Origin of the sequence: Pacificimonas aurantium, assembly GCF_020092905.1 — a bacterium.
Taxonomy (GTDB): domain Bacteria; phylum Pseudomonadota; class Alphaproteobacteria; order Sphingomonadales; family Sphingomonadaceae; genus Pacificimonas; species Pacificimonas aurantium.
This window is the reverse complement of the sequence record NZ_JAGSGB010000002.1, coordinates 801,334-822,347: the sequence shown is the minus strand read 5'-3', so window position 1 is coordinate 822,347 and position 21,014 is coordinate 801,334. Positions and strand designations below refer to the sequence as shown.

The following is a 21,014-nucleotide window of genomic DNA, read 5'->3' as shown; positions in this document are numbered from 1 at the left end:
GTCTATGGAGCGCACATTTACGCAGTCGGTTCGCCACGGCCTTGGTCGCGAAGAAGCGAAGCGCAAGCTGGAGGAAGGGCTGCCCAACCTGCTCGGCCTCCTCCCAGGCGGGGAAAGCCGGCATCAGTGGGACGGTGACACAATGCTCCTCGACTATTCCGCGCTCGGGCAGAGTGCGTCGGCGCGTTTGCAGGTGGATGACGCCGAGGTAGTCGTCACGATCACCGTCAGAGGGGTCCTCGCGGCGATGGGCGACAAGCTATCGCAGATGTTCGGCCGCGGAACGAAGGCGCTTCTGGAAGACAAAAGCCGCTAGTTCGAGAGCTTCCTCGGGACGGCCTTCAGCCGTGCCAAGCGGCGGCTATGGTCTTGCCAATCCTCGCCAAACCACCCAATCGGAAGGCGAAAGGGGGTTGAGGATGGCAAGCCAGGGACCGGTCCGCGCAGATCAATTGCCGGACCCTACGGAATGGCCGACGGTGCCCGGCGTGACGCGCGGGTTATGGCTCGTCGTCGTCGCGGCGGTCCTGTTGTCGGTCCTGTCTGCCGGACTCGTGGCCTATGCTCTCGGCGTCTGGCAGTTCGCCGCCCTCTTCGCCGCGCTCGTCCTTGCCAGCGCGATCGTCACATATGCCGGCGCGCTCGGAAAGGCCCGCAAGGGCGGCGGCCGGATCGACTGGGCGCTGGTTCGGGCCGCGCTGGAATCACAGCAGGCGGCTCTGGCCATCACCGATTCCGGTTCGCGCCTCATCTCGGCCAATGCCGCTTACGGTGCGCGTGCGGGCGGCTTTCCGTCGCCGTTCGATCTGGCGCCGCCCGGCAGCGCGGCGCAGCAGGCCATCCAGAATGCGGCGGCCGCGGCCCGGCGCGACGGCAGCGGCTTCGCCGATCTGGAGCTGACCGGCGGCGACGGCTTCTCGCGTCGGCTGCGCATCACCGTCCGTCCGGCCGAAGCCGAGCGGCAATATCTCCTGTGGACGCTGCGGCGCGACCGCGTCGACAAGGCGCGCGACGATCTGGCGGACCTCATCTCTGGCAGCCTCGGAGCCTGGCTGACCCGCACCGGTCTCGGCGCTCTCATGACCGACGGTGAGGGCAATATCGTGGCGGCGAACGGCTGGTTTGTCGATGCCGTCGAGGCGGAGGGGGACATGGACCTCAATGCCGGGGCACTCATCTTCGCCGAGGAGGATAGCGAAACGGGGGAGGAAAGCTGGCTGACACCGGTCTCCGGTGCCGAGCGCAAGCCCATCCAGACTACCCGGTTGCCGCTCTTCGACGAGGGGCGCCGCGCGGAGGCCTATCTGTTTCTCCTTCGCGACCGGGTGCCCGGGGAACGTCCTAGCGAAGGGATGCCGACGGAATTGCCCCAGCTTCTGGGCGTGCTTCCTATTGGCTTGGCGCTGGCCGACAGAGACAGTCAGTTGGTTGTGATGAACGATGCTTTCCGTGCCGCAGCCGGCATCGAACCCGAGGACGAGGACGGCGTCCTCTATCCGTCCGATCTCGTCGAGGAGGAGGACAAGTCCGCCGTATCCAATCTGGTGCGGCGGGCTGCGAATGCAGACGGCGCGCGCGACATCAGCGTACGGCTGAAACAGCGTCCGGAAGAACCGGTCACTCTGACCGTCGGGCGCGCGCCTTGGCTAGGTGGCCCCGCCGTTGTCCTGTCGCTGAAAGACAACCGAGAGCAGCGGAAGCTTGAGCGGCAGATTACGCAGGCGACGAAGATGCAGGCCGTTGGCCAGCTCGCTGGCGGCGTTGCGCATGATTTCAACAACATCCTTACCGCGATCATCGGCTATTGCGACTTGATGCTGATGCGTCACACGCCCGGCGATCCGGACTTCGACGATGTCAATCAGGTGCGGCAGAACGCGAACCGCGCCGCGAACCTGGTTCGCCAACTGCTTGCCTTCTCGCGTCAGCAGACGCTGCGGCCCCAGCTGCTGTACGTTTCCGATATCGTGGGAGAGCTCTCGCACCTCCTGAAACGGCTGCTCGGCGAGCGCATCAGCCTGAAGGTCGAACATGGACGCGGCCTGGCCCCGGTCAGGGCCGATCCCGGGCAGATGGAACAGGTTATCATCAATCTGGCGGTGAACGCGCGCGATGCCATGCCGGACGGCGGAGAGCTGACGATCACGACGTTCAGCGTTGACCCTGCCGAGGCCAAGCGGCTGAACCGGGAGGGCATGCCGCCCGCCGACTATGTTGCAATTGCGGTGAAGGACACGGGCAGCGGCATTCCGCCGGAAGTTCTCGGCAAGATTTTCGAGCCGTTCTTCACCACCAAGGAGATCGGTCGGGGCACGGGCCTAGGCCTTTCGACGGTCTACGGCATCATCAAGCAGTCTGGCGGCTTCATCTTTGCCGATTCCGAGCCCGGCGTGGGTGCAACCATGACCATTTACCTGCCGGAACAGGAAGCCCCCGCCGCGGTGCAGGAGAAACCCAAGACGACCGAGATTGCCGACGGCGGCTTCGGCAGCGGTACGATTTTGATCGCGGAGGATGAGGCGATGGTACGCGCGGTGGCGGAGCGGGCCCTGGTGCGGAAGGGATATAAGGTCGTCGTTGCCAATGACGGCGAGGATGCTCTCGAAAAACTTGAGGCCATGGATCAGCCGCCCGACCTTCTCATCACCGACGTCGTGATGCCGGTGATGGACGGACCGGCACTGGTCGAGAAGGCGCGCGGCCTACATCCCGACCTCAGGATCATCTTCATGTCCGGCTATGCCGAGGAGCAACTGCGCAGTTCGCTCGACATGGAGCATGCCGGCTTCCTCGCGAAGCCCTTCAGCGTCGGAGAGATCGCGGCGCGGGTCTCGCAGGCCCTGAGCGACTGACGCACCAAAAGACCGGGTCCAATGTGAACGCAACGGGAACATCGCGGCTTGCGCGTTCGGAACAAAACAGGTACGCCGACTCTCGTTGAACGCTCCGAAGGGGCCAGCTAGGGAGGTCGGACATGTCGGCGGAACTGAAGGTAGTACAGACCGGAATGGACAAGCAGAAAGCTCTCGACGCCGCCTTGGCGCAGATCGACCGCGCCTTCGGGAAGGGCTCGGCCATGAAGCTGGGCCAGCAGGAAAAGATAGAGATCGAGGCGATCTCCACCGGCTCTATCGGCCTCGATCTTGCGCTGGGAGTGGGCGGTTTCCCGCGCGGGCGTATCGTCGAGATTTATGGCCCGGAAAGCTCGGGTAAGACGACCCTGGCTTTGCACGCGATTGCCGAGGCGCAGAAGGCGGGCGGAACGGCAGCGTTCGTCGACGCAGAGCATGCGCTCGACCCGGTCTATGCGCGCAAGCTCGGCGTCGATATCGACGAACTTATCGTCTCGCAGCCGGACACCGGCGAACAGGCGCTCGAAATCACAGATACGCTGGTGCGCTCGAACGCAATCGACGTTCTGGTTGTCGATTCGGTTGCCGCACTTACGCCGCGGGCCGAGATCGAGGGCGAGATGGGCGACAGCCATGTCGGCCTGCAGGCGCGCCTGATGAGCCAGGCGCTGCGCAAGCTGACCGGATCGATCAACCGGTCGCGCACGACGGTCATTTTCATCAACCAGGTGCGCATGAAAATCGGCGTGATGTACGGTAACCCGGAAACGACGACCGGCGGCAACGCCCTCAAATTCTACGCCTCCTGCCGTCTCGACATTCGCCGTATCGGTCAGATCAAGGATCGCGACGAAGTCGTCGGCAACACTACCAAGGTGAAGGTGGTGAAGAACAAGGTGGCGCCGCCCTTCCGGCAGGTCGAATTCGACATCATGTACGGCGAGGGCATCTCGAAGACGGGCGAAATCCTCGATCTCGGCGTGAAGGCGGGGATCGTCGAAAAGTCGGGCAGCTGGTTCAGCTACGATTCCATCCGTATCGGTCAGGGCCGCGAGAACGCCAAGACCTACCTCAACGAGCATCGGGATGTGCTGGAGCGCATCGAGGCCGCCATTCGCGGCAAGTCCGACGAGGTCGACGAAGCCCTGCTCGAGGGCGGCGAGCCCGAATAAGGGAAGTGGCCGTGGCGTCCCTGCGCTGCCGCGCGCGGCGGTCTCGGAAACGTCATATAAGCTTTACGCAGGCGTCTTCTTTCTGCCGCTAAGCGGGCACCTGGTGTCATGCAGGCCAGGAGAATGACGGGAGTGCGGGTCGGTCTGTTCGTCATCGCGGCTGGGCTCATCGCGCTTCTCCCGGCGACTACTCATGCCGCTGCGGGACAGTGGCGCCTCGCCGCCGAGGCGCATGTCGCGGCCCACCAGACCATGCCCCGGTCCGCCGAGATTCGCGGCGATCGCTGCGCCGTTCTGGTCGAGGTCGAGGTGGACCGAAACGGGCTCATGACCGACTACGACGTCGTTCGACCCTGCGACAGCGCCATCCTCATGCGTGAGACCGACAATCTGTTTTTCCGCCTGCCGCAATTCCCGCCCCCGCCCGACCGTACAGCCACGACATCGCGCTTGCAGGTCGTCTGGCCGCCGCGGCCTTAGCGGCCGCGCTGAAAGGCAGCAGGGACACTGCTTGGCGGCAGGGGTGTAGCGGCGTAAGGCCGCGCGCATGAGTAGCTCCTCTTCGTCCCGAACGCTTTCGCCCGAAGGCGAACGCAAGCGCATTTCGAAGCTGAAGATCGTCTGGGACTTCGCCCGCCGCTATCCCTTCCAGCTGGCTGCCGCCTTCGTGGCCCTGCTGTTCGCCGCGGGATCGACCCTGGCCATTCCGCAGGGGCTGAAGCTCATCGTCGACCGCGGCTTCGGCAATGAAGACCCGTCGACCATCTCGCCCTATTTCCTCGGCCTGCTGGGAATCGTGGTCGTGCTCGCGCTCGCCACCGCCGTGCGCTTCTACTTCGTGTCGTGGCTCGGGGAGCGGGTGGTGGCCGACCTTCGCCAGGCTGTGCACCGCCATCTGCTTTCGCTCGATCCCGGCTTCTTCGAGGAGAACCGCCCGTCAGAGATCGCCTCGCGCCTTACGGCGGATACGTCCGTCATTGAGCAGGTGGTCGGTACCAGCTTCTCCGTCGCGCTGCGCAACCTCTTCATGGGCGTCGGCGGCCTGTTCTATCTGCTCTACCTCAGTCCGAAGCTGACCGGCCTCCTGATGCTGGTCATTCCGCTCGTCCTCGGTCCCATCGTCATACTCGGGCGACGGGTCCAAAGTCTCAGCCGCCGCAGCCAGGACCGCGTCGCCGATGTTGGCGCGATCGTGGTGGAAACGCTCGGCGCGATCCGCATCGTCCAGGCCTTCACGCAGGAGGGGCGCGAAAGCCGCCGCTTCTCCGATGCCGTCGATGCGGCTTTTGGCGCGGCAAAGCTGCGAATCGCGATCCGTGCGGTGATGACCTCCGTCGTGATCTTCCTCATCTTTGGCGCTATCACCCTCGTCCTTTGGGAAGGCGCGATCGACGTCATCACCGGGGAGATCACCGGCGGCACGATAACCGCGTTCATTTTCGCCGCCGCGATCGTTGCCGGAGCCTTCGGCGCACTGACGGAGACCTATTCCGACGTGATGCGCGGTGCGGGCGCGGCGGGCCGCATGGGCGAGCTGCTGGAACAGGTGCCGGTCATTTGCGCACCCGCCCAGCCTGTCGCCTTGCCGGTGCCGCCGAAGGGACAGCTGCGCTTCGAGCATGTGGAGTTCCGCTACCCGACGAAGCCCGACGACCCCGCGCTGCATGATTTCTCCTTGACCGTCGAAGCCGGCGAAACGGTCGCCGTGGTCGGGCCGTCGGGCGCCGGCAAATCAACCTTGTTTCAGTTGATCCAGCGTTTCTACGATCCGCAGTCGGGCTGTCTTTGCCTCGACGGTGTCCCGATAGACCGCGCCGATCCGGCCGAGCTTCGCGCGCGCCTGTCGGTGGTGCCGCAGGAAACGGTAGTCTTTGCCGCAACCGCCCGGGCGAACATCGCCTATGGCCGGCCCTCTGCCGGCGACGATGAGATCTGGGCGGCGGCCGAGGCTGCCAATGCAGCCACCTTCCTGCGGGCGCTTCCGGAGGGGCTCGACACCTATCTGGGCGAAGCGGGGACCAGGCTATCCGGCGGACAGCGCCAGCGGCTCGCCATTGCGCGCGCAATCCTCAAGGACGCCCCGGTTCTCCTCCTCGACGAGGCCACCAGTGCGCTCGATGCCGAGTCCGAACGCGACGTGCAGGAGGCGCTCGACAGGCTGATGCAGGGGCGCACCACCATCGTCATCGCGCACCGCCTCGCCACCGTCCGCGGCGCCGACCGGATCGTTGTCATGGACGAGGGGCGGGTGGTGGCCGAGGGCACGCATGACGCGCTCGTCGCGCGCGGCGGGCTCTACGCCCGGCTTGCGCGGCTTCAGTTCGATACGGCGGACTGACCGATGTCCGGGGCGGAGCTTTTCGGTTGGCCCTGATCGTCAGGCGGTACGCGGAAGCCGGTATGTGTCGGAGGCCTGAGCCACCTGTTCGCGCGCGTCCTCGAGCGGGAGCGGCTTGCTGATCAGGAAGCCCTGGATTTGGTCGCAGCCCATTTGCTGCAGCGCGGCCAGCTGACCGGGCAATTCGATGCCTTCCGCCACGGTCACCATGCCCATGTCGCGTGCCAGGCTCAGCACGGCCTTCACGATCGCGTAGCAGCTGCCGCCATCGCCCATGTCGTTCACGAACGAGCGGTCGATCTTCACCTTGTTGAAGGGGAAGGTGCGAAGATAGCTGAGCGACGAGAAACCGGTCCCGAAATCGTCCAGCGAGAAGCGAACGCCGCGGGTGCGTAGCCGCTTCAGTGACGCAATGCCGCTATCGCTCTGCTCCAGCAGCACGCTTTCCGTGATCTCCAGTTCCAGACGGGTGGGGGCGAGGCGGGTGCTTGCGAGGGCATCGGTAACCGTGCGTTCGAACTCGCTGCCGCGCAGCTGCATAGGCGACACGTTCACGGCAATATTGATATGGTCCGGCCAGGTGGCCGCTTCCTCCATCGCGGTCTCCAGGATCCACGCGCCCAGATCGCGGATGAACCCGCTTTCCTCGGCAATCGGGATGAAATCTCCCGGCGAGACGAAGCCGCGCGTCGGGTGGATCCAGCGGACCAGCGTTTCGAAGCCGCGCAGTTCGAGCGTCTTGGCGTGCACGATGGGCTGATAGAACAGGCGAAACTCGCCGCGCTTCAGGGCGGCCTTCATTTCCGTGGCCAGCGCCCGCCGGCTTTGCGCCGTTTCATCCATCTGCCGGTCAAATCGGCGCCAGCAGTTTCGGCCGTCCTGCTTGGAGGCGTAGAGCGCCATGTCTGCCTGGTGCAACAGCTCCTTGAGCCCGGTGGCGTCGTCCGGCGCGATCGCAAGCCCGATGCTCACCGTCGGCTCGAGCGCCAGACCGTCGTGGCGCACGACGTCGGAGACCGTGGTCGCAATGCGTTCTGCCAGTTCCTCGACGCCTGCCGGGCTGGCGCCGGAGGGAATAAGGATCGCGAATTCGTCGCCGCCCAGTCGGGCCACCAGCCCGCTGGAGGACACGACCTGTTTCAGCCGTTCCGCCGTCGTCTGCAGCAGGACATCGCCGGCCCGGTGGCCGTAAACGTCGTTGACCGCCTTGAAGTGATCCAGATCGACGAACAACAGTCCGCACCGGTTCGTCGCAGTTGCTCCGGAGACGGCGATCTCGGCCTGTTCCGTGAAGGACAGCCGGTTGGGAAGGTCGGTCAGGGCGTCATAATGCGCCATGCGGTGTACGCGGGCCTCGGCCTGCGCCTCCGTCGTTACGTCGGTCATGACGCCGCGCATGGCAATGCCGCTGGCTTCGCTGACCGGGCGGGCGCTCAGCGACCAGAAGCGCTGTTCCTTTCCCGCGGCGACCGGTAGGCGCAGCCTGCGAAAGGCGGTTCGCTGCGACAGGTGGTTGATAAGCTCGCGGCGCATGTCGCCGGGCTCGAACAACTCGCAGAGCCGGCGCCCGTCCAGTTCGGACGGATCGCAGCCCATGGCTTCGGCAAACCGGCGCGTGGGCTTGCGAATCTGGCCGCGCTCGTCGACGGCGAACAGCCAGTCGGAGCCATGCTCTTCGAACTCGCTCAAAAGCGCCTGGACGGACTGGGACGTCTCTTCAAGGCTCTGTTCGCGCTCCATGCGTTCGGCGAGACCTTTGCGCGAGCGGTCGACGACTCCGGCAAACTGCCAGGCGAGAAAGATCGTGGCTCCGCCGACGCTCCAGCCGACAGGGCCGAACGCCTCCCCGAGCGACGCGACGAAGATCGAGCCGAGGAGAAGGACGTTGAGACTAGGTCCTCCGGGCAGATGGCGCATAAGGGCGGACCCGAAGGCGAGCGCAAGCGCCAGTGTGCCGGTCAGGGCCGTTTGCGCCATGGGTGCTGCACCGGGCAGGTAGAGAAATCCCAGCACGAAGATCGGGACCATGCCGATCAGGGAGGCGAGAATACCGACGATGAGCTGCGGCGTCGTCCCCCCAAACGCCTTCAGCCGGGACAATGCGCACAAGGTCAGCACGCCGGCAGCGGAAGCTCCTGCGGCGTAAAGCGGCAGCTCGGTCTCGCCCGATGCCCAGATGAGCATGCCGTAAAGCAGCAGCCACCCAAGCAGGAAATTCATGGCGGCTTGCTTCACCAGTTCGCGGTGCGCTGCGACGTGGGCGCCGAGGAGATCGGCGCGTTTTTCGCTTCTCGCCGTCTTCTTCGCCTCTGAGGGCAGGGTTCGGTTTCGCACGGGGCGTGATCCGTTCGGTTTCGCCAGCATAGGCGCAAGCCTAGCGGCGAAACCCTACTAGATGGTTCACGGGGCCGCGCGGCCCGCTCCGGCGGCGAGTCGCCCGCTAGCTCAGCATCGGTTCCATGCCCGGCTCGGCCTTTTCCATCGCCCGCTGATAGGCCGGGCGTTCGCCGATGCGCTGCAGATAAGCGCGGGTGTTCGTCAGGGCTTCGGGAAGGCTTCCGGGCCGGAAGGCGCGCGACGTCGTCAGGCAGTAGACCATCATGATGTCGGCCGTCGACAATGCGCTGCCGCCGAAATAGTCGGCCCGTCCCAGCCTGTCCTCGATCATCGACCAGCCCTTGCCGACCCGGTCGGCCACGAAGCCTTCGGCCATATTCCCTTCGGGGGCGCCCGACATGGTCAGCATCAGCTGCATCATCATCGAGGCCATGAAGGTGCCGTTCGACCAGTGCAGCCAGAACAGGTGGTCCGCGAAGTCCGCATGGTCGCTGGCGGGCGACAGACGGCCGGCGCCGTGCTTCTTCTCGACATAGTCGACGATTGCGCCGCTCTCGCCCAGAACGAGCTCGCCGTCGGTGATTACCGGCGCGATGCCCATGGGGTGGAGGGCCTTATACTCGTCGGGCGCCAGGCGGTTGTCCTCGCGCCGGTCGTAAAGCTTCAGCTCGTAGTCGAGGCCGAGTTCCTCGCATAGCCAGACGATACGTTCGGACTGCGACAGGCGCAGGTGGTGGACGGTGAGCATCGCGTGTTTCCTTCCGGAAAAGAGGGTCAGACGCCGAGGAGATGCAGGGCGAGTGACCGCTCATGAGCCCGCCGGCGATGTTCGAACAGGAATATACCCTGCCACGTTCCGAGCGTCAGGCGACCTCCCATTAGAGGGATTGATAGGCTGGTCTGCGTCAGCGCCGCTCTCAGGTGAGCCGGCATGTCGTCCGGCCCCTCCTCGTCATGCTCATAGGCTGCGGCGTCTTCCGGGGCGATGCTGGAGAAATAGCGCTCCAGGTCGCGCCGCGCCGCCGGGGCGGCGTTCTCCTGGATCAGTAGCGAACATGAGGTGTGGCGGCAGAAGACGGTCAGAAGGCCGGTTTCGATTCCCTGGGTTTCGGCCCACCTCCTTGTCTCGTCCGATAGCTCATAGAGGCCGGGTCCGTCCGTGCGGGTGTCGAGACTGGTCGCGGCCTGTTTCACTGGACGGCCAATTCCTCTGCCTTCTCGCTCAGTTCCAGCCACCGGTCCTCGGCGGTGAGCAGGTCCTCGCGAATGCGCTCGAGTTCGTCGCCGAGCTTCTGCGCGGCGGCCGGCCCGGCCTCATAGAGCTTGGGGTCGGCGAGGGCGGTCTCGTGGATTTTCACTTGCCGCTCCAGATCCGCGATGCGCGCGGGAAGGGTTTCCAGCTCGTGCTTGTCCTTGAACGTCATGCGCTCTTCGCGCGCGGGAGAGGGCTGCGGTGCGGAAGCTGGCGGCCCGGAACTCTGCTTCGACCCGCTCTGGCTACGCGTCCTGCGCTTGCGCTCCCAGTCGGCAAATCCCCCCGCCACGATGTCGGCATATCCCGACCCGTCGAGGCCGATCACCATATTGACGGTTCGGTCGAGAAAGTCGCGGTCGTGGCTGACCAGAAGGACCGTCCCTTCATAGTCTGCGATCACTTCCTGCAGCAGGTCGAGGGTTTCCAGGTCAAGGTCGTTGGTCGGCTCATCGAGGACCAGCAGGTTGGACGGCCGCGCGAATTCGCGCGCCAGCAGCAACCGCGACCGTTCCCCGCCCGACATGGAGCCGACCAGCCTGTCCGCATCTTCGCGCGTGAACAGGAACTGCTTCAGATACCCGACGATATGCTTGGTCTCGCCGCGAACGTCGATCCATTCGCCGCCCTCGGCGACGATGTCGCGAACGCGTAGCTTCGGGGCAAGCAGCGAGCGCTGCTGGTCGATCAGGATTCCCGACAAGGTCTTTGCATGACGCACGCGTCCGGTATCGGGCTCCAGCTCCTTGGTCAGCAGTTTCAGGAACGTCGTCTTGCCGGCACCGTTCGGGCCCACCAGGCCGATGCGGTCGCCGCGCTGGATTCTCAGCGACATGGGCTTCAGGATCTGCCGGTCGCCGAAACTCTTTGAAATGTCCTTGGCGTCGATGACGACCTTGGCCTTGGCGTCTTCGTCGTCCGCCAGGTCCAGTTGCGCTTTCCCCGCCTGCCCGAGCATCGAGGCGCGCTGGGCACGCAGTTTCGTGAGAGCGTCGAGCCGCCCCTGGTTCCGCTTTCGTCTCGCCGTGACGCCCCGGTGCAGCCACTTCGTCTCCTGCGCCAGCTTCGTGTCCAGCTTGGCGGCTGCGCGCGCTTCCTCGGCGTAAACTTCTTCCGACCAGGCCTCGAACCCACCGAAGCCGATTTCCTTGCGCCGGATCTGCCCGCGGTCGAGCCACACGACGGACCGTGTCAGCCGTTTCAGGAATTCGCGGTCATGGCTGATGACGATGAAGGCCCCGGCATAGCGGTTCAGCCAGCCTTCCAGCCACTCGATCGCCGCGATGTCGAGATGGTTGGTCGGTTCGTCGAGCAGCAGCAGGTCGGCGTCGGTTGCCAATATCCGGCACAGCGCCGCTCGCCGCCGTTCGCCGCCTGAGGCAGTCTGCGCGCTGCGCGACAGGTCGGTTCCAAGCTGGTCGGCAATGGCTTCGACCTCGTGCTTTTCGGGCGCGTCGTCTCCGGACGTGGCGAAGTCCAGCAGGGTTTCGAACCCGGAAATCTCCGGATCCTGCGCCAGCATGGCGATTTTCGTGCCGGGACGCTGCTTCCGCTTGCCCTCGTCGATCTCGACGAGGCCGGATATGATCCGGAACAGCGTCGACTTTCCGGCGCCGTTGCGGCCGATGAGGGCGAGGCGGTCGCGCTCTCCGATGAACAGGTCGAGATCGCGAAGCAGCCAGCCGGTGCCTTGGACGAGGCCGATCGATTCGAGCGAGAGTATGGGTGCGGACATTGACGAAGCTACCTATGTATGACCTTTGGAGATCGCCAGAGGTGGGGGCGAACGCAGTGACATCGAATCGAAACATTCACAGCCGGTTCAGTGCCCGGCCGGTAAGCGAAGCTGCATTCAGCCAGGTAATCGGAATGCGCCTCGTCCACCAGTTCGGCATCATCGCAGCAGCATTGCTCTTCCTCATGGCGGCCGCACCCGCGCCGGCAGAGGCGATTGTCGATCCGCGCGATCAGGATGCGGCGTTGCAGGCGCGCAAGAATGGCGAACTTCTTGGGCTCGACGACATTCGGGAGCAGGTAGGGCGCCGTGTCGGCGGTCGCTTCCTCGGCTGCGACTGCGACCCCCATTCCGGCCGCTACCGCATGAAATATCTACGCGGCGGCAAGGTCGTCATGGTGGACGTCGATGCCCGGACGGGCGATATCCTTCGCATCAGCGAGTAATTTCAACGCTTCTGAAGGGGAGCCCCCATGCGCCTTCTAATCGTGGAAGACGAGCCCACGCTCGGCCAGCAGCTCAAGGAGACGCTGGAGGCGAACGGCTATGCCGTCGACCTGGCCACCAACGGGGTCGACGGACATTTTCAGGGCTCTGAGGAGGACTACGACGCGGCGATCCTCGATCTCGGCCTGCCGGAAATGGACGGACTCACCGTTCTCGACAAGTGGCGCAAGGCCGACATCAACATGCCTGTTCTGGTTCTGACGGCGCGCGACAGCTGGTCGGACAAGGTCTCCGGTCTCGATTCGGGCGCCGACGATTATCTCGGCAAGCCCTTCAAGATGGAGGAACTCATCGCCCGGCTGAGGGCGCTGATCCGGCGCTCGGCGGGGCTCGCGTCCAGCGAACTCGAAGCGGGCGACGTCCGGCTCGATACGCGCTCGGGCCGGGTGACGAAGGCCGGCCAGCCCGTTCGCCTGACCGCGCAGGAGTACAAGCTCCTCAGCTACCTGATGCATCACAAGGGGAAGGTGGTCAGCCGCACCGAATTGATCGAGCATATTTACGATCAGGACTTCGATCGCGATTCCAACACGATCGAGGTTTTCATCACGCGCATTCGCAAGAAGCTCGGCGCCGAGTTGATCGAGACCATCCGCGGTCTCGGCTATACACTGGACGATCCTGAAAACCGCGCCGCCTGAACTTAGGCCGGTGCCGTCGCCGGCGAGGCCATTTGGTCCGCGTACCCTCGCGCGGCGCATGCTTGCGATCGCGGCGGGGTGGATTCTCGTCATGCTCGTCGCGGGCGGGTTCGTCCTCGACCGCACTGTATCGTCGATCGTTGCCGACCAGTTCGACGTTCAGCTCGAAGAGCGCCTCCTCTCGATGATCGCGAATGCGGAACTCTCGCCGCGCGGTGAAGTGCGCTTCATCCGGCCGATGGCCGAGCAGCGCTTCCTGGAGCCCCTGTCGGGCCTCTACTGGCAGGTCTCCCGTACCGGCCAGACCCCCTATCCGTCCCGCTCTCTGTGGGACCGGCGCCTCGGTGTGGAGCCGGTCGGCTCCGACGAGATGATCTTTTACGATATGCGCTTCGGCGATGAAGTCCTGCGCGTCGCGCAGCAGGACGCGACCCTGCCGGGGTCCGATACGGTGTTCCAGTTTCAGGTGGCGCAGAACAGGGCGCCGCTCGATGCGCAGCTCCAGCGCGTGCGCCGCGCGGTGACCATCTCGCTCCTGGTCCTCGGACTGGTCCTCATCTCCTTGGCGGCGATCCAGGGACTTTACGGCCTGCGTCCACTGCGCCGCGTGGGGCGGGAGGTGGCGGCCGTCCGGGCCGGCAAGGTCTCGCGCGTGTCCACCGACTTCGTGCCCGAGGTCGCGCCGCTCATGGTCGAGATCAACGAACTGCTCGATGCTGCCGAGCAGCAGGCCGAGGCGGCGCGGCGCCATGCGGGCAATCTTGCGCACGCGCTCAAGACCCCCATGGCCGTGCTCGCGAACGAGGCCGCCGTGTCCGAGGGAGATTTCGCGGACACCGTCGCGCGGCAGACCGCCGTCATGCGCCGCCATGTCGATCATCACCTTGCGCGGGCCAGGGCGCTGGGGCGGCGCAGCGCGCTGAACATGCGCAGTGCGGTCTGGCCCAGCCTGGAGGCGATCCGCAGGACGGTTGAACGGATCTACCCCGACGCCGTCACCATCGATCTCGACGGCGAACGCGAGCTCGATTTCCTCGGCGAGCGGCAGGACCTTGAGGAGATGCTCGGCAACCTCATCGAAAACGCCGCCAAATATGGCGGGGGCCGCGTCTTCGTGACCGTGAAGGAGGACGGGGAGGGCGGCCTTCTCATCGAGGTCGAGGATGACGGGCCGGGTATTCCCTCCGAACGGCGCGAGACGATCTTCCAGCGCGGCGCCCGGCTTGACACCGACAAGCCGGGGACGGGGCTGGGCCTCGCCATCGTCAAGGACGTGGCAGAGATTTACGGCGGGTCGGTGACACTGGGCGAAAGCGAGGATCTGGGCGGCCTGCTGGTCAGGCTAAGGCTTCCCCGCGCACGGCAGGCGGCGGTCTGAAGCGGGACCGTCTCAGGGAACATCCGCGATAGCTCGGTCCGACATGTTGGAAAAGCTGGATGCCCCGCGTGGATACGGCTGTCACGGATAAACCCCCTTTTTTATTGTGGAAAATATGGTCGGTTCTTGAAAAAGGCCCCCAATTGGGCCCCGGTGCGATCAGGAGGCCGCGGCCTCCTGATCGGCCTTCCAGCGTTCGATGTCGCACTCGCGCCAAGCGACCCGGCGGCCGCCGATCGGCACGGGCTTGGGGAACTCGCCGCGACTGGCGCGACGGTAGATGGTCGCGCGGTGAAGCGACGTTTCGGCGGTTACATCGGCCAGCTTGAGATAGCGCCCAGGGCTGCGGCGGGTCGTTTTCGGCTCGGCGCTCACAGGTCGCACTCCTCGAACGCGCAATCCGGCCAATCGAGCGGGTGGGCTTCAGGCATTGCCGCCCTCCCGCAAAGCCTCGGCCGTGTCGCGCAGCAGATACGCATATTCGAGCGGACTGAGCGGGGCGTCCGGATCCGCCCGCTCCATTTCGGCTGAGGTCGTCGCCATCATCTCGGCGACATCGATCATTTCGGCGAAGCGAAGGTCCTCGACCGCGGCAATGAACGCCGCTTGCCCAACAGCTTCCTTCTTAGACGTGGCCATCCGCGTCGTCGACAACAATCTCGGCGGCGGCACGCTGCTCGACCACGGCATCTACCTGAAGGGAACGGCGGCAGCGATCGCCGGCCACGAAGACATCGAGGACGTCTTCATCGAAGGGAACACCTTCGGGCGCACGGCAGACGGCGGCGGTAACTACGACATCTACATCGCGGACGAGAAGGTCCGCTACACGATGATCGGGCGCAACCGCGTGCGCGGGATCGGGCCGCATCGCGGCGACCAGTCCTGGTCCGATTCCGAGGCAGCGATCATTTCCGCGAACACGCTAGACCCATCCGAGCTGCTGCGCGTCTTCGACGGCGGCCTTGGCACTTATGGGATCTGGAAAGCGGCCTCCGCCTTGTCGCTGCAGAACGGGTGGGGCGCGGGCCAGTGCCGCTTTCGCAAGACCATAGACGACGTGCTGCAATGGGACGGCAATTTCGGAGGCACGACCCCGACGCTGGCGGCGAACACGGTCATCGGTACGCTGCCGGAGGGTTTTCGACCGCGGGTGGCGCAGTGGGTCCGGGCGCGCGTTGCCAGCGAAGACTGCATGCTGAAGATCTCCACAACGGGTGACATCACCATCGTCACGCCGCCCTCTGGGTCAGCAATGCGAATCGTCGAGCAGCATCCCGTCAAAGGGCGTATCGCCTACGATCCGGGACACTGATCCATGCAGGATCTTCTGCCGCTGGTCGCCGGTGCCCTGGGCGTCGGCGGCCTCTCCAGCATCGTTACGGCGATCGTCGCGCGCAAACCGTCGGCGATCGAGGCCGGAACGGCAGCGCTGGTAAAGATCATCGAGCAGCTGCGGGTGCAACTGCAAGACACGATCGAGCTGCTCGACGCGGAGCGCGCGGCGCGCGGCGACGACGCGGCGGCCGCCTTGGCGGAGCGGGAGAACATTCGCCAGGTCCTGCAGCGGATGGAGAGCCTCATTCGCGAGGCCAGCGACCTGCTTCGCGCTGCGACCGAAGGGCCGGTGACCGACGAATGGCGCCAGCGGGTCGATATCTGGGTCGCCCAGCAGGAGCACGCCCACGAGCTGAAGGACTGGCCGCTAATGGCAGCCGCCAGGTTTCACGACATCGGGAGATAGATGATGACGAGGATACTCAATCTGGGACCGGTCCCGGGGCCGCAGGCATTCGACGCGTCCTGCTCGCATACGCTGGGAGTGGAGGGCGCCTATAGCGACCATCCCTCCGATCGCGGCGGCAGGACGATGCTGGGCATCACCGAGCGCGTTGCGCGGCGGTGGGGCTATTCGGGGGCAATGCGGGATCTCCCGCTGGCGACAGCGGTGGCGATCTATCGCTCGCTCTACTGGGACAGCCTCGAGCTCGACCGTATCGCCGAGGACTTTTCCGGAGCGATCGCCGCCGAACTATTCGACACCGGCGTCAACATGGGCCCGGGCAAGGCGGCGGAGTTCCTGCAGCAGGCGCTGAATGCGCTCAACCGGCAAGAGCGGGACTGGGCGGACATCGCCGTCGACGGCGACCTGGGGCCGGCGACGCTGCGCGCCCTGGGGGCGCTGAAGCGTAAGCGCGGCGAGCGTGGACGCGCCGTCCTTATGAAGATGCTCGAGTGCCTGCAGGGTGCCCGCTATGTCCGTATCGCCGAGGGGCGGCCTCAGAATGAGGACTTCGTCTTTGGGTGGTTCGAAAACCGCATCGGCGCGCTGGGATGAGCTGGCACAGCATCTGGCCGCCGCGGGATCTGCGCGCCTTCATCGCTTTGGCCGGCTCGCTCATCGGCGGTGCTGGCCTCATCTTCTTTTCCGGGATGCTGGTCTGGGCGTTGTGGAAAGGCGAGTGGCCGGTTGCGACGGCAGCGCAGCGGATCGACTATCTCGGCCGAGCCCTGCTGGGGGCGCTTGCAGCCGCGGCAATTGTTCTCTTCGCGCTCGGCTTCGCCATCAACCGGCGCAAGGTGAAGGTCTCGCGCAGCGGAATCGAGATCGAGGGCGGGCCGCCCGCCGCCGGCGCGGTCGAACAGGCGGGCGCAGCAATCAAGGACATGGCGGGAGAAGGTTAATGGCAACGCTTGCCGCCCTGCTTGTGCGCTGTGGCATCCCCGCGCGCTTTTCAATGACCGCTAGCCTGGTCCTCATCTTGCTCGCCGTGGTCGGCGCTGGCTTCGCCGTCAGCTGGTGGCTGCACCGCGACGAGGCCGCGCAGGCCGGCGTCGACAAAGGACAGGCCGAGGCAAGCGTCCGCGCCGGCCAGGCCGGGCTTACCGAGGTGCGAAAAAATGCGGCTGACGATGCCGAGACCGAAGCGATCGTGGGAGAGGGACAGAATGCGATACGAACTGCGACCAGCCCTGGCGCTGCTGTCGATGCCGGCCTTGCTGCTTGGTGCCGGCTGCGCGACAATCACGCCGACCCTCGATGTGCCCGACTGCGCGGGCCTGACGGCGGCGAGCGGTCTCCTCGAGCGGACTGAAGCGGAGCCTTATCCGGACTTCGGAACGCCGCCGCTCCCCGACGAACCGGCGGAGCTGCGCCTTGCCTGGTATGAGACAGCCTTCCGCACGGCACTGGCCGCCTTTCTGGGTTCGGCGGGGCGCTTGCAACAAGCGAATGACGACAAGGCCGCGGCCGCGGCGGTCGACCAGGGGTGCGAGGTGATGCACCGCGAGGCGGCCGAACGGGACAGCGGCTTCCGTCTATTCTGAGTCCGCGTAGCCGCTGATCCGGAAGATCTCGAGTACGCGGTGCCAGTCGTATGCGGGTGAGAAGCGAGATCTAGTAGTTGACAACTATCGGAGTCATTCCGGAGTAAGGCTAGAAGCCGAGAAGGGATGAACCGATGGAAGTATTGGCTGAGATTCTTGATTTGGCATGGAGGTCGCCAGACTCGGTGTCTGCTCAAACGGGCCTTGGCGTGTTCTTAGTGGCGGCGTTAGCGCTTATCGTAAGTGTCGTTGGGACCGGATTTCTCTTTTGGACGGTTCGTCAGACTGGGCGCGTTCTCGAAGCGCAAGAACGTGCGAACGGTGCCGCTCTCCTTGCCATTCGTAGAGGAGATGAGCGCGAGGCTGGGAGCTTGTATCCCGAAGCTAACCTTGTCCGATCTGCCACTCCGAATGGAGACGGAATTTGTTTCAAACTTGCAGTTCGGAATATGGGCGATCGAGAATGTCTCGATATGATCGCAGATGTTAGAACGAAATTTTGGGGGTGTCGGCATGATGTTCCGGTCCCATCTATTTCCCAGGAAGATCCCTTAGACGGCCAACCATTTTATGATCGCTTCCCTATCCTGTTTCCGGGATCGGACAGATGGGAGAGGGTGTTAGGGAATAGCGGTCCGTCGAGGCTGTTTGGTGATTTGTCGTCCAATACTGTGCCGTCAGCAATAATTGTGCGACTAACATATTGGGATACCTTGAATCGGCAGAAACTTCTCCAGCTTGGAGGGTTGGCCTTGTGGCGTCATCCCAACCCGACGCCTGTCGAATGGCGGCATTTCGTATCCTTAGTCAGGACGGAGAAGGAAGAGGAATTTACTGAAAGCATTCAGGATGGGTGGAACATGCTGGAGAGGGAGCTTCCCCACTGGCTCACCAAGGTGAGATAACTGATCACCGCCTTGGCACGATCTGCCTCCGTCTATTCTGAGTCCGCGTAGCCGCTGATCCGGAAGATCTCGAGTACGCGGCGCCAATGCTCGGCCGCACCCGGGAAGGGATCGTCGGCTTCATAGCCTTCGATCGCGCGTCTGGCCGCCGCCACAGCTTCCTCGGCACCGTATCTCTCGAAGAGGGCTGCCGCCGTGTCGAGCGCGCGGGTTTGAGCGTCAGTTTCCTCGACCATGGCGTGTAGCGCCTATTGAAGTCGTAGCCGGTTTCCAGATTTGTGACCGCCAATCTGGGGGTATCGCTGGGGGTATCGCTTACGCCGGGCGCGCTAGTTGCGCGCGGAATTCCGCCATCCTTTCCGCCCGGCGACGCGGAGGGTTTATCCGCGATCCGTTGCGTTACACCAATGGTGGAAAGCCAAGGTTCTCTCCACTGTGTTTCTTTGCATAGTCAATCAACTCGTTGGCGATGTTGGAGCACGAATCGATGTAACATGATCGCGCTTCGGCAGCCGAAAGGCTCACTATCTCCTCGGGCTCGAGAATCCGAATGCGATCGATAATGGCTTTGTGACCGAACGTAAGATGATGAACGCTATGAGCGAAAGCGTTGCGAATATCCTTGATCGCTTTCAGATAACGCTCCGTCTTCGGTCCCAAGATTACCAACCCTCGACCCAAGTGGATTTTCGCAGCAAAGGTCGAAAAAGGCGCCCCCTCCTTGATAAACCAGCTCTCCGTGAGTTGCGGGCCTGGGTCCGCGAGCCGCGTTCTTATTGCTTCCCGGAGAATTAGCTCAACGTGCGCACCAGCCCATATCGCGGCCGAGCGATCCGTTTCGTGTTCTAGGCGCTCCCACATCAGCTCCTGCTCCTCTGGAGGCGGCACCGCACGCGATAGGTCGAGCAGATCGCTGACGACTTGCTTCTTTCTTCTGCTCATAAGTCTCTCCCGGGGAGCAGCCTATGCTCACTCTCGCCGCGGCGAAAGCCGCGCAGCCGATGGCGCGCGCCTATAAGCTTTCGGACGCCGGCGGACTGTTCCTGTTCATCGCACCCTCCGGCCTCAAATCCTGGCGTCTGAAATTCCGGTGGCGGCGCCGCGAGCAGCTGCTGACCCTGGGCCGCTTTCCGGACCTCTCGCTGAACCAGGCGCGGGCGAAGGCCGCGGCTGCAAAGGCCGAGCTCGAGGAGGGGCGCGATCCGCGTGGGACCTCGACAGGGCTCTCGTTCGAAAGCGTCGCGCGTCGCTGGTTCGAGAAACAGCGGCCGCGCTGGTCGATCGTTCACGCCGGGGACGTGTTGTCGTCGCTCGAGCGCGACGTCTTTCCGCAGATCGGCGACCGGACCATCGGCGCAATCGGCGCCGGTGAACTGCTTGAGCTGCTGTCGGCGCTCGAGAATCGAGGCAGCATTGCATCGGCGGCGCGGCTCCGTCAGCGCCTGTCGGCCATCTTCCGCTTTGCCAGGTCCCAGGAGCTCGTCGAAGGCGACCCCGCGGCCGAGCTCGGGCAGGCAATGCAGGCGGCGCCGCTGGTGCGACCGATGCCGGCGGTGGAAACGCCGGAAGAGGCGAGGGAAGCTCTTGCCGCGCTCCGGTCTGCGCCGGGGGCCCTGCCGGTTCGCTTGGCCGCGGAGTTCCTCGCCCTGACAGCGGTCCGCTGCGCGGCCGTCCGCGGTGCCGACTGGGCCGAATTCGAGGGGCTCGAAACGGAGGCGCCCATCTGGCGGGTGCCGGCTGCGCGCATGAAGCTGAGCCGTGCGAAAAAGGAATCGCACCGGTTTGATCACCTCGTACCGTTGTCGCCGGCAGCGATCCGCGTGCTCGAGGCGGCGAGAGAGGCTGGCGGCGGCCGGTCTTTTCCGGCGAGCGGTCCAGTTTTCTGCGGTCGCGGGGGCGGCCCGATCGGCGGGGCGGCACTTCGCCAGCTGCACGTTCGGGCCGGTCTGGGCGGACGCCACGTACCCCATGGCTGGCGGGCGAGCTTCTCGACGATCATGAATGAGCGCCGGCCGCGCGACCGGGCAGCGATCGACCTTACCCTGGCGCACGCGCCGAAGGACAAGGTCGAGGCGGCCTATAACCGCTCTGCCCAGCTCGAGCTGCGCCGCGATCTTCTCGATGAGTGGGGGGCGATCATTTCGCCGAGCGCCGCGCGGTAATCCAGCGCGGCGGCGGTTCGGGCGCCGGCGGGGGGTCCGGCGGTCCAGGTTCGAAGTCGAGCGGGCGGGGGCCCATGATCCAGTCGTCGGGGAGGTCCTGGAGGACGGGAACCAGCCTGTTCTCCGGCCTGGGCGCCGCGACGTAGAAGCCGCGGCCACCGCACTTCGCGATCCTGCACAGGGGCCGCTTGTTCAGGAGCAGGAACTGGCGGCCGCGGACGTGGACCATCAGCTCGAGCGAGACGCGAAAGATATGCCCGCAACGCGGACAGTAAAGCAGAACTATCCCGCCCTCGTCGATCGCTGTGCCCGCATAATGGGCCCAGCCGGGCAGCAGGCGGTTGGGAAACTTCCGTGCCATCAGGACGTCGACTCGATCATTCGGACCCTGATAGAACGAAACAGGAA

General features: G+C 64.9%; 23 protein-coding genes. 14 read left to right on the top strand and 9 right to left on the bottom strand.

Annotated features, from left to right (window positions below; genetic code table 11):
• Window positions 1–4 precede the first annotated feature (4 nt).
• From KCN53_RS10750 to KCN53_RS10730, 5 genes are all read left to right on the top strand, one after another.
• A complete protein-coding gene (locus KCN53_RS10750; RefSeq protein WP_172406224.1) occupies window positions 5–316 on the top strand; it encodes a polyhydroxyalkanoic acid system family protein in 312 nt (103 codons plus the stop codon).
• A gap of 103 nt (window positions 317–419) precedes the next feature.
• Window positions 420–2,852 (top strand): hybrid sensor histidine kinase/response regulator, encoded by a 2,433-nt coding sequence (locus tag KCN53_RS10745; RefSeq protein WP_088712439.1) that lies wholly within the window; start codon window positions 420–422, stop codon window positions 2,850–2,852.
• Window positions 2,853–2,974: 122 nt separating this feature from the next.
• Window positions 2,975–4,024 carry a recombinase RecA gene (gene recA / locus KCN53_RS10740; RefSeq protein WP_088712440.1) on the top strand — a complete coding sequence of 350 codons (1,050 nt, stop codon included), beginning with the start codon at window positions 2,975–2,977 and terminating at the stop codon, window positions 4,022–4,024.
• A gap of 108 nt (window positions 4,025–4,132) precedes the next feature.
• Window positions 4,133–4,504, top strand: coding sequence for an energy transducer TonB (locus KCN53_RS10735; protein WP_088712441.1), 372 nt, complete (start codon window positions 4,133–4,135; stop codon window positions 4,502–4,504).
• Window positions 4,505–4,571: 67 nt separating this feature from the next.
• Entirely contained in the window at window positions 4,572–6,362 is a 1,791-nt protein-coding gene (locus tag KCN53_RS10730; RefSeq protein ID WP_088712442.1) for an ABC transporter transmembrane domain-containing protein, read from the top strand.
• A 39-nt stretch (window positions 6,363–6,401) separates the two neighbouring features.
• On the opposite strand, the gene KCN53_RS10725 is transcribed toward KCN53_RS10730, so the two are convergent.
• The 4 genes from KCN53_RS10725 to KCN53_RS10710 all read right to left on the bottom strand — a co-directional run bounded on the left by KCN53_RS10725 (window position 6,402) and on the right by KCN53_RS10710 (window position 11,686).
• Complete coding sequence (locus KCN53_RS10725; protein ID WP_172406226.1) at window positions 6,402–8,696, bottom strand: putative bifunctional diguanylate cyclase/phosphodiesterase; 2,295 nt, start codon at window positions 8,694–8,696, stop codon at window positions 6,402–6,404.
• A 106-nt stretch (window positions 8,697–8,802) separates the two neighbouring features.
• A complete protein-coding gene (locus tag KCN53_RS10720) occupies window positions 8,803–9,447 on the bottom strand; it encodes a glutathione S-transferase family protein (protein ID WP_088712444.1) in 645 nt (214 codons plus the stop codon).
• A 26-nt stretch (window positions 9,448–9,473) separates the two neighbouring features.
• Complete coding sequence (locus KCN53_RS10715; protein ID WP_088712445.1) at window positions 9,474–9,893, bottom strand: secondary thiamine-phosphate synthase enzyme YjbQ; 420 nt, start codon at window positions 9,891–9,893, stop codon at window positions 9,474–9,476.
• Window positions 9,890–11,686 carry an ABC-F family ATP-binding cassette domain-containing protein gene (locus KCN53_RS10710; protein ID WP_088712446.1) on the bottom strand — a complete coding sequence of 599 codons (1,797 nt, stop codon included), beginning with the start codon at window positions 11,684–11,686 and terminating at the stop codon, window positions 9,890–9,892. The genes KCN53_RS10715 and KCN53_RS10710 overlap by 4 nt, the downstream gene beginning before the upstream one ends.
• Window positions 11,687–11,742: 56 nt before the next feature.
• Here KCN53_RS10710 and KCN53_RS10705 point away from each other — a divergent pair, with 56 nt between their 5' ends.
• The 3 genes from KCN53_RS10705 to KCN53_RS10695 are packed head-to-tail and all read left to right on the top strand — an operon-like array spanning window position 11,743 to window position 14,212.
• Window positions 11,743–12,132 carry a PepSY domain-containing protein gene (locus tag KCN53_RS10705; RefSeq protein WP_143712222.1) on the top strand — a complete coding sequence of 130 codons (390 nt, stop codon included), beginning with the start codon at window positions 11,743–11,745 and terminating at the stop codon, window positions 12,130–12,132.
• Window positions 12,133–12,159: 27 nt separating this feature from the next.
• Window positions 12,160–12,834, top strand: coding sequence for a response regulator transcription factor (locus KCN53_RS10700; RefSeq protein WP_088712448.1), 675 nt, complete (start codon window positions 12,160–12,162; stop codon window positions 12,832–12,834).
• A gap of 58 nt (window positions 12,835–12,892) precedes the next feature.
• On the top strand, window positions 12,893–14,212 hold the full coding sequence (locus KCN53_RS10695) for an ATP-binding protein (RefSeq protein WP_088712449.1): 1,320 nt from the start codon (window positions 12,893–12,895) through the stop codon (window positions 14,210–14,212).
• A gap of 159 nt (window positions 14,213–14,371) precedes the next feature.
• Here KCN53_RS10695 and KCN53_RS10690 read toward each other — a convergent pair whose 3' ends face one another.
• Window positions 14,372–14,587: a helix-turn-helix transcriptional regulator gene (locus tag KCN53_RS10690; RefSeq protein WP_088712450.1), complete on the bottom strand. Its 216-nt coding sequence runs from the start codon at window positions 14,585–14,587 to the stop codon at window positions 14,372–14,374.
• A gap of 48 nt (window positions 14,588–14,635) precedes the next feature.
• Window positions 14,636–14,851, bottom strand: coding sequence for a hypothetical protein (locus KCN53_RS10685; protein ID WP_143712223.1), 216 nt, complete (start codon window positions 14,849–14,851; stop codon window positions 14,636–14,638).
• Here KCN53_RS10685 and KCN53_RS10680 point away from each other — a divergent pair.
• The 5 genes from KCN53_RS10680 (at window position 14,844) to KCN53_RS10660 (ending at window position 17,539) form a co-directional block, all read left to right on the top strand.
• The gene (locus tag KCN53_RS10680) at window positions 14,844–15,527 is read left to right on the top strand and encodes a hypothetical protein (RefSeq protein WP_088712451.1); all 684 of its coding nucleotides are present in this window, start codon (window positions 14,844–14,846) and stop codon (window positions 15,525–15,527) included. The genes KCN53_RS10685 and KCN53_RS10680 overlap by 8 nt on opposite strands.
• 3 nt (window positions 15,528–15,530) lie before the next feature.
• Window positions 15,531–15,956: a hypothetical protein gene (locus KCN53_RS10675; RefSeq protein WP_088712452.1), complete on the top strand. Its 426-nt coding sequence runs from the start codon at window positions 15,531–15,533 to the stop codon at window positions 15,954–15,956.
• A 3-nt stretch (window positions 15,957–15,959) separates the two neighbouring features.
• Window positions 15,960–16,550 carry a glycoside hydrolase family 108 protein gene (locus tag KCN53_RS10670; RefSeq protein WP_088713429.1) on the top strand — a complete coding sequence of 197 codons (591 nt, stop codon included), beginning with the start codon at window positions 15,960–15,962 and terminating at the stop codon, window positions 16,548–16,550.
• Window positions 16,547–16,897: a hypothetical protein gene (locus tag KCN53_RS10665; protein WP_088712453.1), complete on the top strand. Its 351-nt coding sequence runs from the start codon at window positions 16,547–16,549 to the stop codon at window positions 16,895–16,897. Before KCN53_RS10670 ends, KCN53_RS10665 begins: the two co-directional genes overlap by 4 nt.
• Before the next feature lie 264 nt (window positions 16,898–17,161).
• Window positions 17,162–17,539, top strand: coding sequence for a hypothetical protein (locus tag KCN53_RS10660; RefSeq protein ID WP_143712224.1), 378 nt, complete (start codon window positions 17,162–17,164; stop codon window positions 17,537–17,539).
• Window positions 17,540–18,476: 937 nt separating this feature from the next.
• Here KCN53_RS10660 and KCN53_RS10655 read toward each other — a convergent pair.
• Both KCN53_RS10655 and KCN53_RS10650 read right to left on the bottom strand, forming a co-directional pair.
• Window positions 18,477–18,680, bottom strand: a complete 204-nt coding sequence (locus tag KCN53_RS10655; RefSeq protein WP_088712456.1) for a hypothetical protein — start codon at window positions 18,678–18,680, stop codon at window positions 18,477–18,479.
• 163 nt (window positions 18,681–18,843) lie between these two features.
• Window positions 18,844–19,386, bottom strand: a complete 543-nt coding sequence (locus KCN53_RS10650) for a hypothetical protein (protein ID WP_088712457.1) — start codon at window positions 19,384–19,386, stop codon at window positions 18,844–18,846.
• Between the two features lie 23 nt (window positions 19,387–19,409).
• On the opposite strand from KCN53_RS10650, the gene KCN53_RS10645 reads away from it, so the two are divergent.
• Window positions 19,410–20,606 (top strand): tyrosine-type recombinase/integrase, encoded by a 1,197-nt coding sequence (locus KCN53_RS10645; RefSeq protein WP_088712458.1) that lies wholly within the window; start codon window positions 19,410–19,412, stop codon window positions 20,604–20,606.
• On the opposite strand, the gene KCN53_RS10640 is transcribed toward KCN53_RS10645, so the two are convergent.
• Complete coding sequence (locus tag KCN53_RS10640; RefSeq protein WP_143712225.1) at window positions 20,581–20,967, bottom strand: hypothetical protein; 387 nt, start codon at window positions 20,965–20,967, stop codon at window positions 20,581–20,583. The genes KCN53_RS10645 and KCN53_RS10640 overlap by 26 nt on opposite strands.
• Window positions 20,968–21,014: the final 47 nt, after the last annotated feature.

What these genes read in the sequence shown, in the direction of transcription:
- KCN53_RS10750 (WP_172406224.1), top strand. Translation starts at nt 5, where the DNA reads ATGGAGCGCACATTTACGCAGTCGGTTCGCCACGGCCTTGGTCGCGAA.
- KCN53_RS10745 (WP_088712439.1), top strand. Translation starts at nt 420, where the DNA reads ATGGCAAGCCAGGGACCGGTCCGCGCAGATCAATTGCCGGACCCTACG.
- recA (WP_088712440.1), top strand. Translation starts at nt 2,975, where the DNA reads ATGTCGGCGGAACTGAAGGTAGTACAGACCGGAATGGACAAGCAGAAA.
- KCN53_RS10735 (WP_088712441.1), top strand. Translation starts at nt 4,133, where the DNA reads ATGCAGGCCAGGAGAATGACGGGAGTGCGGGTCGGTCTGTTCGTCATC.
- KCN53_RS10730 (WP_088712442.1), top strand. Translation starts at nt 4,572, where the DNA reads ATGAGTAGCTCCTCTTCGTCCCGAACGCTTTCGCCCGAAGGCGAACGC.
- KCN53_RS10720 (WP_088712444.1), bottom strand. Translation starts at nt 9,447, where the DNA reads ATGCTCACCGTCCACCACCTGCGCCTGTCGCAGTCCGAACGTATCGTC.
- KCN53_RS10710 (WP_088712446.1), bottom strand. Translation starts at nt 11,686, where the DNA reads ATGTCCGCACCCATACTCTCGCTCGAATCGATCGGCCTCGTCCAAGGC.
- KCN53_RS10700 (WP_088712448.1), top strand. Translation starts at nt 12,160, where the DNA reads ATGCGCCTTCTAATCGTGGAAGACGAGCCCACGCTCGGCCAGCAGCTC.
- KCN53_RS10695 (WP_088712449.1), top strand. Translation starts at nt 12,893, where the DNA reads ATGCTTGCGATCGCGGCGGGGTGGATTCTCGTCATGCTCGTCGCGGGC.
- KCN53_RS10685 (WP_143712223.1), bottom strand. Translation starts at nt 14,851, where the DNA reads ATGGCCACGTCTAAGAAGGAAGCTGTTGGGCAAGCGGCGTTCATTGCC.
- KCN53_RS10675 (WP_088712452.1), top strand. Translation starts at nt 15,531, where the DNA reads ATGCAGGATCTTCTGCCGCTGGTCGCCGGTGCCCTGGGCGTCGGCGGC.
- KCN53_RS10670 (WP_088713429.1), top strand. Translation starts at nt 15,960, where the DNA reads ATGACGAGGATACTCAATCTGGGACCGGTCCCGGGGCCGCAGGCATTC.
- KCN53_RS10665 (WP_088712453.1), top strand. Translation starts at nt 16,547, where the DNA reads ATGAGCTGGCACAGCATCTGGCCGCCGCGGGATCTGCGCGCCTTCATC.
- KCN53_RS10660 (WP_143712224.1), top strand. Translation starts at nt 17,162, where the DNA reads ATGCGATACGAACTGCGACCAGCCCTGGCGCTGCTGTCGATGCCGGCC.
- KCN53_RS10655 (WP_088712456.1), bottom strand. Translation starts at nt 18,680, where the DNA reads ATGGTCGAGGAAACTGACGCTCAAACCCGCGCGCTCGACACGGCGGCA.
- KCN53_RS10650 (WP_088712457.1), bottom strand. Translation starts at nt 19,386, where the DNA reads ATGAGCAGAAGAAAGAAGCAAGTCGTCAGCGATCTGCTCGACCTATCG.
- KCN53_RS10645 (WP_088712458.1), top strand. Translation starts at nt 19,410, where the DNA reads ATGCTCACTCTCGCCGCGGCGAAAGCCGCGCAGCCGATGGCGCGCGCC.
- KCN53_RS10640 (WP_143712225.1), bottom strand. Translation starts at nt 20,967, where the DNA reads ATGGCACGGAAGTTTCCCAACCGCCTGCTGCCCGGCTGGGCCCATTAT.